The following is a 13,507-nucleotide window of genomic DNA, read 5'->3' as shown; positions in this document are numbered from 1 at the left end:
TATTACGGCCTGCGTAATGCTCGTTTTCCCCTCATTGCGCAGGTTTTTGCTGTTGATCCTTATCCTGCCCGAAGCTCGGCTGCGGCGAGCCGAACGACGGTGCCGGCAAAGGCTCGTTGGATGGCGCTGGCGCTCCAAAAGGTGCCGGAGCCGCGCCGAATGGGTTGCCGCCGCCAGCATTCGGCCCCAATTCCGGCATTGGCACATTGATCTGGATGGAAGCCGGATCGGCCTGCGGATGGCCGCTCTTGTAATGGGTCACAATGCCCGGGAATGTGATGATGATGCCGACCATGACCAGCTGGATTATCAGGAACGGGATCGACCCCATGTAGATCTGCCCGGACGTCACCGGCTGGATAGTGGCACCGGTCACCTTGTCCTTGTAAGGCCGGGATGGCGCGACCGAACGCAGATAGAAAAGCGAGAAGCCGAATGGCGGATGCATGAACGATGTCTGCATATTGACCGCCAGCATGACGCCGAACCAGACCAGATCGATGCCGAGACTATCGGCCACCGGTGCCAGCAGCGGGATGATGATGAAAGCCAGCTCGAAATAATCGAGGAAGAAGGCCAGGAAGAACACCAGAATATTGGCGACGATCAGGAAGCCGACTTCACCGCCGGGGATCGATGTCATCAGGTGCTCGACCCAGACGTGACCGTTGACGCCATAAAAGGTGAGCGAAAACACGCGAGCGCCAAGCAGAATGAAGATGACGAAGGAGGACAGCTTCGCCGTGGCGTAAAGCGCCGAAGTCAGCATCGGCATGTTGAGGCGGCGGTTGATGATGGCAAGCAGCAGGGCGCCGACCGCGCCCATGGCGCCGCCTTCCGTCGGCGTCGCGACGCCGATGAAAATCGTTCCCAGCACGAGGAAGATCAGGACTAGCGGCGGCACGAGCGAGATCACCACGCGCTGCAGCAGCTTCCAGCCTTTCAGCGTGCGTGCCTGCGGCGGCAAGGCGGGGACAGAGTCGGGCCGCAGGATCGCCATGCCGATGATGAAGGCGCAGTAGAAGCCGACGAGCAGCAGTCCGGGGACCAGCGCCCCCTTGTACATATCGCCGACTGAACGGCCCAACTGGTCGGCGAGCACGATCAGGACGAGGCTCGGCGGAATGATCTGCGCCAGCGTGCCGGAGGCAGCAATCGTGCCGCTCGCAATCTTCCGGTCATAGCCATAGCGCAGCATGATCGGGAGCGAAATCAGCCCCATCGAAATGACCGACGCAGCGACCACGCCTGTCGTGGCGGCAAGAAGCGCGCCAACAACGATAACTGCAAAGGCGAGGCCACCGCGCACAGGACCGAAAAGCTGCCCGATCGTATCGAGCAGTTCTTCCGCCATGCCGCTTCGCTCCAATATCAATCCCATGAAGGTGAAGAAGGGAATGGCGAGCAATGTCTCGTTCGACATCTGCCCGAAGATGCGGTCCGGTATTGCGCCGAACAGGTTGACGGGAAGAAGTCCCATTTCGATGCCGACGAAGCCGAAGGCAAAGCCAACGAAAGCCAGGGCGAACGCCACCGGATAACCGAGCAGCAGCACGACCACGAGCGACAGGAACATCAGCGGCGCGAGATTTTCCGCAATAAAAGCAACCATATCCGTCCCCCTCAGAGCGCCTTGGCTTCCGCATCTTCAAGAGCGACCGTGTCCGGTATGCGGCCTTGAAGAATGGCGATGCGCTTGATGAGTTCGGAAACTCCCTGCAAGGTGAGCAGACCGAAACCGATCGGTATCAGCACCCAAACCGGCCAGAGAACCAGCCCCCCGGTATTGTTGGAGCTTTCACCGCTGGCGATCTTGGCTTCCACGATAGGCCAGGAGAGATAGATCGTAATGAGGCAGAAAGGCAGGAGAAAGAAGATGGTGCCGAATATTTCGACCAGAAGCTGTGTCCGCCGTGAATAGCGGCTGTAGAGAAGATCGACCTTCACATGCTCGCTGTGCAGCAGCGTATATCCGGCTGCGATCAGGAAGACCGCCGAGAACAGATACCATTGCGCTTCCAGCCACGCATTTGAACTGACGTTGAACAGCTTGCGCGAGACTGCGTTGATGGCGCTGATGAGCACGGCCACCAGTATCAGCCACGATACGGATTTTCCGATGAAATTATTGGCCGCGTCGATAGCACGCGACAACGCCAGCAAGACTGACATCGCTCCTCCCCTTCTGTTCCGCCTCCTCAAGCGGTTTTGGAGCGAATGATAAGACCGGCGAATCCGCCTCGCAAGCGGACGAAAGTTCTAAGAAACAAAGGACTACCCATTAGTGGGTAAGGCAAAATCAGGAACCGCGGCCGATGCCGGTTAAAGCGAAGACAGGCGCAACCGGTTTTCGATGGCGTAACGGGTAAGCCCGGCTGTGCTCGCGATTCCAAGCTTCTTCTTGATGTTCTTGCGGTGGGTTTCGACGGTTGCTTCGGAAATTCCGAGCCTGGTTGCAATCTCCCGATTGCTGCCGCCCTCGGCCACCAGCACCAAAACGTCGTTTTCGCGAACAGACAAACCTTCCGGCTTTCTCTCGCCGCTGTCGAGCAGTGCTTCCGAAACACCGGAAGAGAAATATGTCCCGCCCGACGCGACCGCATGAATTGCGGCCACGATTTCTGCCGTGGACACGTCTTTCAAGACATATCCGGAAGCGCCGCGCATGATCGAGGTCGAGATATATTCGCGGCTGTCATGCATGGACAGCATGAGGATACGGATGCCCGGAAACTGCTTCTTGAACAGTTCGATGGCATCAATGCCGTTGAGGAGCGGCATATTGATATCCATCAGGACCACATCGGGATTGACGGTGAGCGCCAGTTCAAGGGCGACCCGCGCATTGGAAGCGGCGCCTGCAACGTCAATATCGTCATAGGTTTCGAGCACAGCCCGCAAACCATCCAGCACCAGCGGATGATTGTCCACGAGCAATACGCGAATCTTGCATTCATTCGTCATGCGACTTCCGGTTCCCGCGTTTTTTCTGTTGCCGATTTCGGCAGGCGCGCGGTGAGTTGCGTACCATCTGTGCTGGTTTCAACCAAGAGCACCCCGCCGAAATGTGCCATCCGTTCCTGCATATTTCTTAGCCCCAGGCCAGATAGCGGATCCTTCAAATCACGAGCGGTGAAACCGTTGCCATCGTCGGCGACCGTCATCGTGACCTTGCCGCCCGCTTCCCAGAGACGGATGTTGACGCGGCTCGCCCCGGAATGACGCTCGACATTGGTGAGCGCTTCCTGCACGACCCGATAAAGCGCCGTGCTTGCCTCCGGCTTCAACGTCTCGCTCAGCCCGCTTGCTTCCAGCCGCGTCTCAATGCCGGTCCGCTCCGAAAAATGCTCACACAGGGCCTTGAGTGCGACCGTCAGGCCAAGATCGTCGAGAATGCGCGGACGCAGATCATGCGAAAGCCGCCGCACTTCCTTGATTGCGCCATTGAGCGCGTCCGATGCTTTCTCGATTGCAAGCGGCGCGCCGCCGCTGCCCATCCTCACCTGACGGCTCGCAAGGTCGATGGCATAGCGGACGCCGACGAGATTTTGGGAAATGCCGTCATGAAGCTCCCGCGCCAGTCGCGCCCGTTCTTCTTCCTGCGTATCGATGATGCGCTGCGCCAGTTCCTTCAGCTTGTTATCGGCCATGCGTCGCTCACGCAGGTTGAGCAGCATACAGGTCGCGAAGACGAGCATCACAGCCGGCACGGCGATAAGGCTGACAATAAGGAAGGTCGTGCGAATGTTCGCGCGGAAATCGGCATTTGCGGCCGCAGTCTGCGCGTAGACATCGTCAAGATAGACGCCCGTACCGAGCATCCATTTCCATTTATCGAGGCCGACCGCGAAGGACAGCTTGTCGGCCATCTCGCCGCTTGACGGTTTCTCCCATTTATACTGGTGCAGCCCTCCGCCTTCCTTGGCCTTGTCTATCAGGTTGGCGATAACGCGGTCCCCATCGGGATCGACCAGATCGAGCCAGTTGCGACCGGGCCGAAAGGTCTGTCGCGGATGGACGACATTGTTGCCATCATAATCATAGACAAAAAAATAGCCGTCACGGCCGTAGTCGAGCGAAGTCAGGATCGCCCGCACCCGTTCCATAGCGGCCGTGTCGTCAGGCGCGGCCTCCTCGTAGATTTTCTGGATGGAGGAGAGAGCGAGATTTGTCAGATTCAGCAACTCCGTTTCCTTCGCCTTGAGCATGTTCTTCTCAAAGGTGGCGATGCTGCTCTGCACGAGATTGGCCGACTGCCAGGTAATGAAAGCTGTGACCGTCAGGATGGCCACGATAAGCGGCACAATTGCCAGTGCGACGATCTGATAGCGTAGCGTCAAGTCCCAACCTCCAGCCTCTAACTTTGCCGGTAACTTTAACGCGCATGCCCACAAGTGCGAAACGGTTTTCGGGCAGAAGAATCAGCTATGTATAATACAATTCCAGACCCGAATAGTTGGGAGTATTCACACTGTAAGATTCCATATACTTAATTATTAGTGAGCTTCCGGTTCGCTATTTATATTCATAATTCAGAGGACATTTAAGAATGGCTCGTTATAATTCCACAATCCGGACTTTCTCGATAAATAGTTTTACCAAGATTGTTTGCGCGGCATCGGCAATGACACTTCTCTCTTTCCCACTGCAGGCAAAAGAACCCCTTTCCGGTAAAGCCGCAACAGTGACCCCTGTTTTCAAATCCGACAAAACTCTCAGCGGCGGCAAGATTTCCCTTCCGCAAGGCAATGTGGAAGTCGTGGTTTCACAATACGAAATCGCGCCCGGAGCAAGCCTACCGCTCCACAAGCACATCTATCCCAGATATGCCTATGTGTTTTCCGGCACGCTTAGCGTTTTCAATGAAGTGACGGGGAAAACCGTTACACTCAAACCCGGAGACTTCGCCGTCGAATCCATCAATCAATGGCACAAAGGCACCAATATCGGCTCTGATCCTGTAAAACTGCTCGTTATCGATCAGGTCAAGAAAGGCAAGAGCAACGTCGTATTGAAGCCCTAGCACGCGAACTGGCCGAAGCAAAACACCATGGAACGCGCGGTGGCCCGGTTAGGGCATTTTCGATCTTATTGAATGAGGTCGGCGCTGTGATGATGTTTGATGCGCGCCTCCCGAAAGCGGCTCCCGTTTTCGGGAGGCGCGCGCATATCGGAACCGGATGAACAAGACCGACAGGCGAGCACTGCTTTGATCGGAGAGCTAATGTATTAAATTATACTTACCGGATATTCTCAATAAAACCGATAAAATAATTGCATTGATTTCAAAGATGCTTTTACCTAAGAAGGTGTAGAACATTCAGAATGAATATTGCGAATTTAGAGAGATCTTATTTATGAAAACCTGTCATGCAATCGGCCTCGCATTTACCTTTGCCGCCATTTCCAGCGTAACGGCGCTCGCGGCACCCCTTCCGGGAGGAGCGAGCACGTTGCAGGAAACCTATCAGGACTGGACCGTTTCGTGCCAGTCGCAGAAGGATACCGCCATCTGCGCGATCCGGCAGGAACAGAGCAGTTCCCAGACCGGCCAGCGTGTGCTGACAGCAGAGCTTCGCAATGTGGAAGGAAGGGTGGAAGGCGTATTGTTGATGCCGTTTGGCCTCGATCTCGCCAAGGGCGCTTCGCTCAAGATCGATGAGGCTGCCGGACCCAATCTCACATTCTCCACCTGCCTGCCGCAAGGCTGCCTGGCGCCGGTCGCGTTTGACGCAAAGCAGGTCGCGGCCCTCAAGGCCGGAACCAATATCAACATCACTACGACGGCATTGAGCCCGAGCCAGGCAGTCGCCTTCAAGGTTTCGCTGAAGGGTTTTGGCGCCGCTCTCGACCGCATCACTGCACTGACAAAGTAATCAGTATCGGATTCCGCGCCGTGTTGCGGTGATTGCCTTGCAGCACGGGGCGGCAGCTTTTGATGCAGACACTGAAAGCCATGCGATCACAAAATCGCATGGCTTTCTTATTCAGGCCGAATGCAGGGCCGAAATATGCGCCAGATGCCTGCGCCAGCGCAGCGTCATCAGCACCGCGACGATACCCAGTCCCGCCGCGAGGCCCAGCCAGATACCCTGTCCGCCCATGTCGAATTTAAACGCAAGCAAGGCCCCCAGCGGCAGGCCGACGCCCCAGTAGCCGAGCAGGGCAAGATACATCGGTATGCGCGTGTCGCGCAGACCACGCAACATGCCCGCCGCGACAGCCTGAGCACCGTCAACCGTCTGGAACAATGCCGCCAGAGCAAGGAAGCTGACCGCCAGTTCCATCACCGGCAGATTCTGCGGATCGTGCAGATCCAGGAACACGCCGATGAACAAGCGCGGAATAAGGACCATCAAGAGCCCCATCACCGCCATGAAGCCAACGCCGAGTGCGTAGGCGCTCCACCCCGCATAGGCAATGGCTCTGGGCTGGCCAGCACCATAAGCACGGCCCACGCGCACTGTTGCAACCTGTCCGAAACCAAGCGGGACCATGAAACTGAGCGATGCTATTTGGATCGCCACGGCGTGAGCCGCCATTGCCGTCGGTCCGATGCGGCCCATCATGACCACGGCGGCATAAAAGATGGAGGTTTCAAACACGAAAGTCAGCGCCATTGGAATGCCGATCCGCCACAGTTCAAGCAAGCGCGGCCAGTCCGGACGCCAAAATCGCCCGAACAGGTGATAGCGGCGAAAACGGCGATGCCACAGCGTAATCACCGCGAGACCGAGGAACATCATTGTGCTCGACAGGGTAGTGGCGATACCGGCGCCGTGCAGTTCCATGCTCGGAAAGCCGAAATGGCCGAAAATGAGCGTCCATCCGGCAAGCGCGTTGAAACCGATGGCAAGCGCGGCCACCAGCAGGGTCCACATGGGCTTTTCCATCGCTGCGAAGAAGGATCGCAGGACGATATAACCCAGATAAGGCAACAGCGCCCATTGCAGCGTGTGCATGAAATCGGTCGAGCGGGCGGCAATATCAGGCCGCTGGCCCAGGAAAAGGAAAATCTCCTCGCAGTGCCAGAGCACGACCCAGACAGGAATTGCGATCATGATCGCGGTCCAGAAACCCTGACGAACAGTGCGGCGCACATCGCGCACAGAATGGCGGTTCTTTCCAAGCGCGATGGCGATCATCGGCATCACCGCCGAGACCAGCCCCATCGAGAAGATCATCAGTGTGTGATAAAAGCTCGTCGCGAGCAAAGCCGAGGCGAGCGTGTCCGCTCCGAGACGGCCGATGAAGATGACATCGGTTGCCGTTAGTGCTGCCTGCGAAAGATTGGTGAAGATCAGCGGCCAGCCAAGCGTCAGCGCCGCAGCCATCTCCCTGCCCCAGCGTTGCATGCCGGTTTCATGGGGCTGCTCAAAGCCCGCATTGTTTGTCCTGTCCATAGTCCGCTCCCCGAAGCATCCGGGGCCGTCAATCCGCCGGATGTTCCAATTTGATTGAGGCCACGCCCCGGAACATCAGAGACCATGTCAATCTGAGAAGAGGCGCGGAAATACGATCATCGACCGTCCCATGCCGGCTAAGGGCGTTTGTCGCTGCAAGAGCGACTTCGCCCCAACTTTTCGGGTTGCTCAATTTCTATTGGGAACGTTGTGTATGTTCCAGAAACTGATCCGGAGCCAAGCGGGCTGCGCATCGATTTGCACAAAATTAGAGCAACATGGATAGCAGACTCGTTCAAAGAAGCAACACGTCCCGAAACGGATTTTTCACGTCCCCGTCGGATGAGAAACGAATTTCTCATCATGGCGTGAAAGCGCAACTTTCCGTCCGATAACTGATTGACGCCTGCGCCCTGGCCGATAGGAATATTTACGTGAATTGCAGGAGGCATCATGCGCAGCACCAAGGTCATCCATATCGTCGGCTGTCATGCGGAGGGGGAAGTCGGCGACGTCATCGTTGGTGGGGTCGCCCCGCCTCCCGGCGCAACGATATGGGAGCAGTCGCGCTTCATCGCGAGCGACGAAACCTTGCGCAATTTCGTGCTGAATGAGCCGCGCGGCGGCGTGTTCCGCCACGTCAACCTGCTGGTGCCACCGAAAGATCCGCGCGCGCAGATGGGCTTCATCATCATGGAACCTGCGGATACGCCACCGATGTCCGGTTCGAACTCGATCTGCGTTTCGACCGTGCTTCTGGATAGCGGCATCATCCCGATGCAGGAACCGGTAACCCATATGGTGCTGGAAGCGCCGGGCGGCGTCATCGAAGTGGAAGCCGAATGCCGCAACGGCAAGGCGGAGCGCATCAGCGTGCGGAATGTTCCCTCCTTCGCCGACCGGCTGGATGCGGCGCTGGAAGTCGAAGGGATCGGCACGATCACGGTCGATACGGCCTATGGCGGCGATAGTTTCGTCATTGTGGATGCAGCGACCATCGGCATGAAGATCGAGCCGGATCAGGCGCGGGAGCTTGCCGAAATCGGCGTGAAGATCACCAAGGCCGCCAACGAACAAGTGGGCTTCCGTCATCCTGAAAAAGACTGGAACCACATTTCCTTTTGTCAGATCACCGAACCGGTGACGCGTGAAGGCGATGTGCTGACGGGCGTGAACACCGTTGCCATTCGCCCGGCCAAGCTGGACCGTTCGCCAACGGGCACCGGCTGCTCAGCGCGCATGGCCGTGCTGCACGCCAAGGGCCAGATGAAGGCGGGCGAACGCTATATCGGCAAATCCGTGCTTGGCACCGAATTCCACTGCAAGCTCGACAAGGTGATCGAAGTCGGCGGCAAGCCTGCCATCAGCCCGATCATTTCCGGCCGCGCATGGGTGACCGGCACGTCGCAGCTTATGCTCGATCCGAGCGACCCGTTTCCGGGAGGTTATCGACTGTCGGACACCTGGCCCCGGGGCAATTGATATTCAGGCGCTCACGGCCTGCAAATGGCGCTTCTCTTCGCTTCCGGTGCTCATGTACCCAAAGTGCATTCCGCTCCGGTTCTCGAAAAACACCATTTTCGACTCGTCATCACCAGAATCTCAATCACCCTGCGCACCTTCTTGCCGCCGCTCTTCTGACCTCTTTATCGAGCGCCACACCCCTCACCCTGAGGTGCGGAGGCGGCGGAGTACAGCCAAAGCAATGCGCAATAAAAAACCCCGCCGAAGCAGGGTTTTCTTTAATCATTCAAAAGGCGTTTACGCAAAGTCCAGTGCGCGGTCGCCGTTCTCATCCTTGATGCGGGATGGCAGGCCGATCTGGTTGAGGATGTGGAGGAAAGGCTTCGGATTCAGCTCTTCCACATTGACCATCTTCTCCACGTCCCACTCACCCGAGGCGATGAGGATCGCAGCCGCAACCGGCGGAACGCCAGCGGTGTAGGAAATGCCCTGCGAACCCACTTCGTTGTAAGCGTCCTTGTGGTCGGCAACGTTGTAGATGAAGACTTCCTTCTCCTTGCCGTCCTTGGTGCCCTTGACGAAATCGCCAATGCAGGTCTTGCCCGTATAGTCGGGCGCAAGCGATGCCGGATCGGGCAGAACAGCCTTGACCACCTTGAGCGGCACGACTTCCAGCCCTTCCGCGGTCTTGACTGGCTGTTCGGACAGAAGGCCGAGATTCTTCAGCACCGTGAAGACATTGATATAGTGATCGCCAAAGCCCATCCAGAAGCGGACATCCGCGTTCGGATAGTTCTTGGAGAGTGAGTGCACTTCGTCATGGCCGGTCATGTAGGCCTTGCTGGGGCCAACCACCGGCAGGTCGAAGGTCTTGCCGACTTCAAACATCTTGTTCGACTGCCAAGCACCGTTCTGCCAGGAATAAACCGTGCCCGTGAATTCACGGAAATTGATTTCCGGGTCGAAATTGGTCGAGAACCAGCGGCCATGCGAACCGGCATTGATGTCGACGATGTCGATGGATTTGACTTCATCCAGATAATCGTCGGCAGCAAGGCGGGCATAGGCATTGACCACACCGGGATCGAAGCCGATGCCGAGAATGGCGGTGATGCCCTTCTCTTCACATTCCTTCAGGTGCTTCCATTCGTAATTGCCATACCATGGCGGGGTCTCGCAGATCTTCTTCGGGTCTTCATGGATCGCGGTGTCCATATAGGCCACGCCCGTATCGATACAGGCGCGAAGAACCGACATATTGAGGAAGGCCGAGCCGACATTGATGACGATCTGAACGCCCGTCTTGCGGATCAGAGCCTTGGTGGCCTCAATATCCATTGCGTCCAGCGCATGCGCTTCCAGCTTCACCTCGGTCTTGAGGCTCTTCTTTTCATGCACGCTATCGATAATCTTGCGGCATTTCTCAACCGTGCGGGACGCAATATGGATATCGCCCAATATGTCAGAGTTTTGCGCACATTTATGTGCAACAACCTGTGCCACGCCCCCGGCGCCGATAATGAGAACGTTCTTCTTCATTTTCTGTCGATGCTTCCTCTTCCAGCGGTTACCCGCCATCTGTTAAACGTCCCGATTGCCTTCTCACTCGGAACACGTGGGTTCGTTGCGGCCTGATACCGCAACAGGATCTTTAAGAAAGCGACCCTTCAAAATCCGCATAATCGAATTCGCGGACAATTTTGACCGTACCGTCGAGCTCACGCACGGCAATGGCTGGCATTTTCACGCCATTGAACCAGTTCTTCTTGACCATGGTATAACCGGCCGCATCCTCAAATGAGAGACGGTCGCCGATGGAGAGCGGCTTGTCGAAAGTGAACTCGCCGAAAATATCACCGGCAAGACAGGACTTGCCGCAAACCATATAGCTGTGCTCGCCATTGTTCGGCGCCATCTTCGCCTTTTCGCGATAGATCAGCAGATCAAGCATATGGGCCTCGATCGAGCTGTCGACGATGGCAAGATTCTTGCCATTGAACAGCGTATCGAGCACGGTCACTTCCAGCGTGGTGGTCTTGGTGATGGAGGCTTCGCCCGGCTCCAGATAGACCTGTACGCCGAATTTTTCCGAGAATGCCTTGAGGCGCGCGCAAAACTCATCGACCGGATAATCATCGCCGGTGAAGTGAATGCCGCCGCCAAGGCTGACCCATTCGACGCGATGAAGCAGCGAGCCAAACTTTGCCTCGATATCGGTCAGCATCCTGTCAAAAAGACCGAAATCGGAATTTTCGCAATTGTTATGAATCATGAAGCCGGTCACGCGGTCCATGACCTTTTCGACCTTCGACACATCCCATTCGCCAAGGCGGCTGAACGGACGGGCCGGATCGGCAAGATCGAAGCTTGATGACGACACGCCCGGATTGAGGCGCAGACCGCGCTTGATATGCGCTGCCTTGTCGGCAAAGCGCTCAAGCTGACCTATTGAATTGAAGATGATCTTGTCGGCATGGCTGATCACTTCATCAATTTCGTTATCGGCATAGGCCACGCTATAGGCATGGGTTTCCCCGCCGAATCTTTCATGACCAAGACGCACTTCGTTGAGCGAGGACGATGTCGTGCCGTCCATATATTCGCTCATCAGATCGAATACGGACCAGGTGGCGAAGCATTTTAGCGCCAACAGCGCCTTGGCGCCGGATTTCTCGCGCACATAGGCAACCTTTTCCATGTTGCGCTTCAGCTTGGTCTTGTCGATCAGGTAATAAGGCGTCTGGATCATGGCAGTTCCGGGTCGTCCGATGGGGAAATCTGGCCTGACCAGCAGAGCTGGTGTGCCGAGTTGAGGAAAACACAAGTAGTTTCCCGAATTATTCGAAGGCTTATAGGAAGCTTGTGACAGAAACACAAATCCGCCACAGCCTTATCGGGAAAAAATTTCCCGCAAGCTATCGCGGATTACTGCCCCGCCTTCAGCGGATGAGCTTCATATAGAGCTTTTTGGGTGGAATTGAACCCCTTCGCTCGCGCTCCTGCTTGCCTGTCGGTTTCATTGAAAGTCTTTGCCCGGACACAGGGCTTCCCGACGACAAGACAGCTTGCTACCGTTTTCGGAGCATCATCAATTTAATTAACCAAGCATTTGCTTGACAAATTATTGACTCGGGCGTAGCCATCATTTCCATGCTCGGGGCGAGCTCTTTGGGACCCCGCCCGCACATTGACAGTCAAAGGAAAATAAAATGCAGGATCACAAGCCGACCGCCGGTTGGGGAGACCTGTTCGCAGGCAGAAACGCCATCGTATCGCTGACGCTGGTTGGCGGCGTGGCGCTTCATGCCATCAACGTGTTCATCGCCACCACCATTCTGCCAACGGTCGTCGCCGACATTGGCGGCATGGATTATTATGCGTGGAACACGGCGCTGTTCGTGACTGCATCGATCCTTGGTTCAGCCCTCGTGCCGCGGCTGCTGTCGCAAGCGGGCCCGCGTAGCGCCTATCTGATCGCAGCGGTTATCTTCGCCGCGGGAACCCTGACTTGCGGCCTTGCTCCATCCATGCCCGTCATGCTGGCAGGGCGCGCCATACAAGGCCTTGGCGGCGGCATGATGCTGGCGCTCTCCTATTCCATGATCCGCATCGTTTTCGATGAAGCGCTGTGGCCGCGCGCCATTGGTCTCGTTTCCGGCATGTGGGGTGTGGCCACACTCGTCGGCCCAGCCATCGGCGGCGTATTTGCCGAACTTGGCATGTGGCGCGCCGCCTTCTGGTCGCTGGCGCCTGTGATCGCCGCGTTCACCATCATGGCCATGACGGTGCTGCCGCGCGAATCCGGCTCCGCCGCCAGCAATGACCGGCTGGCATGGCCGCAGCTCGTCCTTTTGACTTCTGCCGTCCTTGCCGTTTCTGCCGGAAGCATTTCATCGGAACTGGCATTGAATGCCGGCGGCGTTGCGCTTGCCATCGTCCTGCTGCTTCTCCTCGCTGCCGTGGAAAAGAAAGCCAGCCGACGTATCCTTCCGCAAGGCTCGTTCAGCATCCGGAAACTCGGCGCCCTTTATCTGACGCTTTCCTTCCTCAGCGCGTCAGTCACCAGTTCCGAAGTCTTCGTGCCGCTGTTCTTTCAGGTGCTGCATAACCAGTCGCCGCTTGTCGCGGGCTATCTGGCAGCCATCATGGGCGGCAGCTGGACACTCGGCTCTATCGGGTCGTCTGGGATCGCCGCCGGACGAACCGACCGCGTTATCCTCGCCGCCCCGGTCATGGGGGTGGCTGGCATGGTAACGCTGGCAGTCCTCATTCCGGCCGGCAGCGCGGGCCATTGGTACGATCTGCTTCCGATCTGTATTGCGCTGGCTGTCATCGGTTTTGGCGTTGGCCTGACATGGCCGCATTTGCTGACCCGCATTTTCAAGCGTGCCGACGCGGAGGATCAGAATCTGGCTTCCGCCTCCGTGACCATGGTGCAGCTTTTCACGACCGCGCTTGGCGCCGCGCTTGCCGGAATGGTCGCCAATATGGCGGGGCTTACCAATCCCGGCGGGTTTGCTGGCACCGCCCATGCCGCACTCTGGCTTTTCTCCGGTTTTGCTGTTCTGTCAGCCCTTGCATTCGTGTCGGCACTCGCTCTCATTCGCAGTGCAAGACAGCCGCAAACGGCACGATGCTGA

At 57.1% G+C, this 13,507-nt stretch carries 11 protein-coding genes; 4 read left to right on the top strand and 7 right to left on the bottom strand.

Translation table 11 applies throughout. The features are described 5' to 3' along the window. Positions 1-31 precede the first annotated feature (31 nt). From F9K78_RS10555 to mctS, 4 genes are all read right to left on the bottom strand, one after another. Complete coding sequence (locus F9K78_RS10555) at positions 32-1,612, bottom strand: TRAP transporter large permease (protein ID WP_121982949.1); 1,581 nt, start codon at positions 1,610-1,612, stop codon at positions 32-34. An 11-nt stretch (positions 1,613-1,623) separates the two neighbouring features. After that, positions 1,624-2,172, bottom strand: coding sequence for a TRAP transporter small permease subunit (locus F9K78_RS10550; protein ID WP_121982948.1), 549 nt, complete (start codon positions 2,170-2,172; stop codon positions 1,624-1,626). Positions 2,173-2,322: 150 nt separating this feature from the next. Further along, positions 2,323-2,964 carry a two-component system response regulator MctR gene (gene mctR, locus F9K78_RS10545; RefSeq protein ID WP_121985612.1) on the bottom strand — a complete coding sequence of 214 codons (642 nt, stop codon included), beginning with the start codon at positions 2,962-2,964 and terminating at the stop codon, positions 2,323-2,325. After that, the gene (mctS, locus tag F9K78_RS10540) at positions 2,961-4,340 is read right to left on the bottom strand and encodes a two-component system sensor histidine kinase MctS (protein ID WP_121985613.1); all 1,380 of its coding nucleotides are present in this window, start codon (positions 4,338-4,340) and stop codon (positions 2,961-2,963) included. The genes mctR and mctS overlap by 4 nt, the downstream gene beginning before the upstream one ends. Before the next feature lie 209 nt (positions 4,341-4,549). Here mctS and F9K78_RS10535 point away from each other — a divergent pair, with 209 nt between their 5' ends. Next, positions 4,550-5,023 (top strand): cupin domain-containing protein, encoded by a 474-nt coding sequence (locus F9K78_RS10535; protein WP_235925409.1) that lies wholly within the window; start codon positions 4,550-4,552, stop codon positions 5,021-5,023. 334 nt (positions 5,024-5,357) lie between these two features. After that, positions 5,358-5,876, top strand: a complete 519-nt coding sequence (locus tag F9K78_RS10530) for an invasion associated locus B family protein (RefSeq protein WP_121985615.1) — start codon at positions 5,358-5,360, stop codon at positions 5,874-5,876. Between the two features lie 111 nt (positions 5,877-5,987). Here the strand turns inward: F9K78_RS10530 and F9K78_RS10525 are convergent, their stop codons facing one another. Next, the gene (locus F9K78_RS10525; RefSeq protein WP_121985616.1) at positions 5,988-7,403 is read right to left on the bottom strand and encodes an MATE family efflux transporter; all 1,416 of its coding nucleotides are present in this window, start codon (positions 7,401-7,403) and stop codon (positions 5,988-5,990) included. Positions 7,404-7,856: 453 nt separating this feature from the next. Between F9K78_RS10525 and F9K78_RS10515 the strand changes: the two genes are divergently transcribed. Beyond that, a complete protein-coding gene (locus F9K78_RS10515) occupies positions 7,857-8,885 on the top strand; it encodes a trans-3-hydroxy-L-proline dehydratase (protein WP_121985617.1) in 1,029 nt (342 codons plus the stop codon). A gap of 279 nt (positions 8,886-9,164) precedes the next feature. On the opposite strand, the gene F9K78_RS10510 is transcribed toward F9K78_RS10515, so the two are convergent. Together F9K78_RS10510 and nspC are read right to left on the bottom strand one after the other, a co-directional pair. Then, positions 9,165-10,406: a saccharopine dehydrogenase family protein gene (locus F9K78_RS10510; protein WP_121985618.1), complete on the bottom strand. Its 1,242-nt coding sequence runs from the start codon at positions 10,404-10,406 to the stop codon at positions 9,165-9,167. Positions 10,407-10,518: 112 nt separating this feature from the next. Continuing rightward, positions 10,519-11,616 (bottom strand): carboxynorspermidine decarboxylase, encoded by a 1,098-nt coding sequence (nspC, locus tag F9K78_RS10505; protein ID WP_121985619.1) that lies wholly within the window; start codon positions 11,614-11,616, stop codon positions 10,519-10,521. A gap of 460 nt (positions 11,617-12,076) precedes the next feature. Between nspC and F9K78_RS10500 the strand changes: the two genes are divergently transcribed. Further along, on the top strand, positions 12,077-13,507 hold the full coding sequence (locus F9K78_RS10500; RefSeq protein WP_121985620.1) for an MFS transporter: 1,431 nt from the start codon (positions 12,077-12,079) through the stop codon (positions 13,505-13,507).

The organism is Brucella pseudintermedia, from assembly GCF_008932435.1.
In the GTDB taxonomy this organism is placed as follows: Bacteria; Pseudomonadota; Alphaproteobacteria; order Rhizobiales; family Rhizobiaceae; genus Brucella; species Brucella pseudintermedia.
The sequence above is the reverse complement of the archived record's forward strand: the minus strand, read 5'-3'. Positions and strand labels throughout refer to the sequence as shown.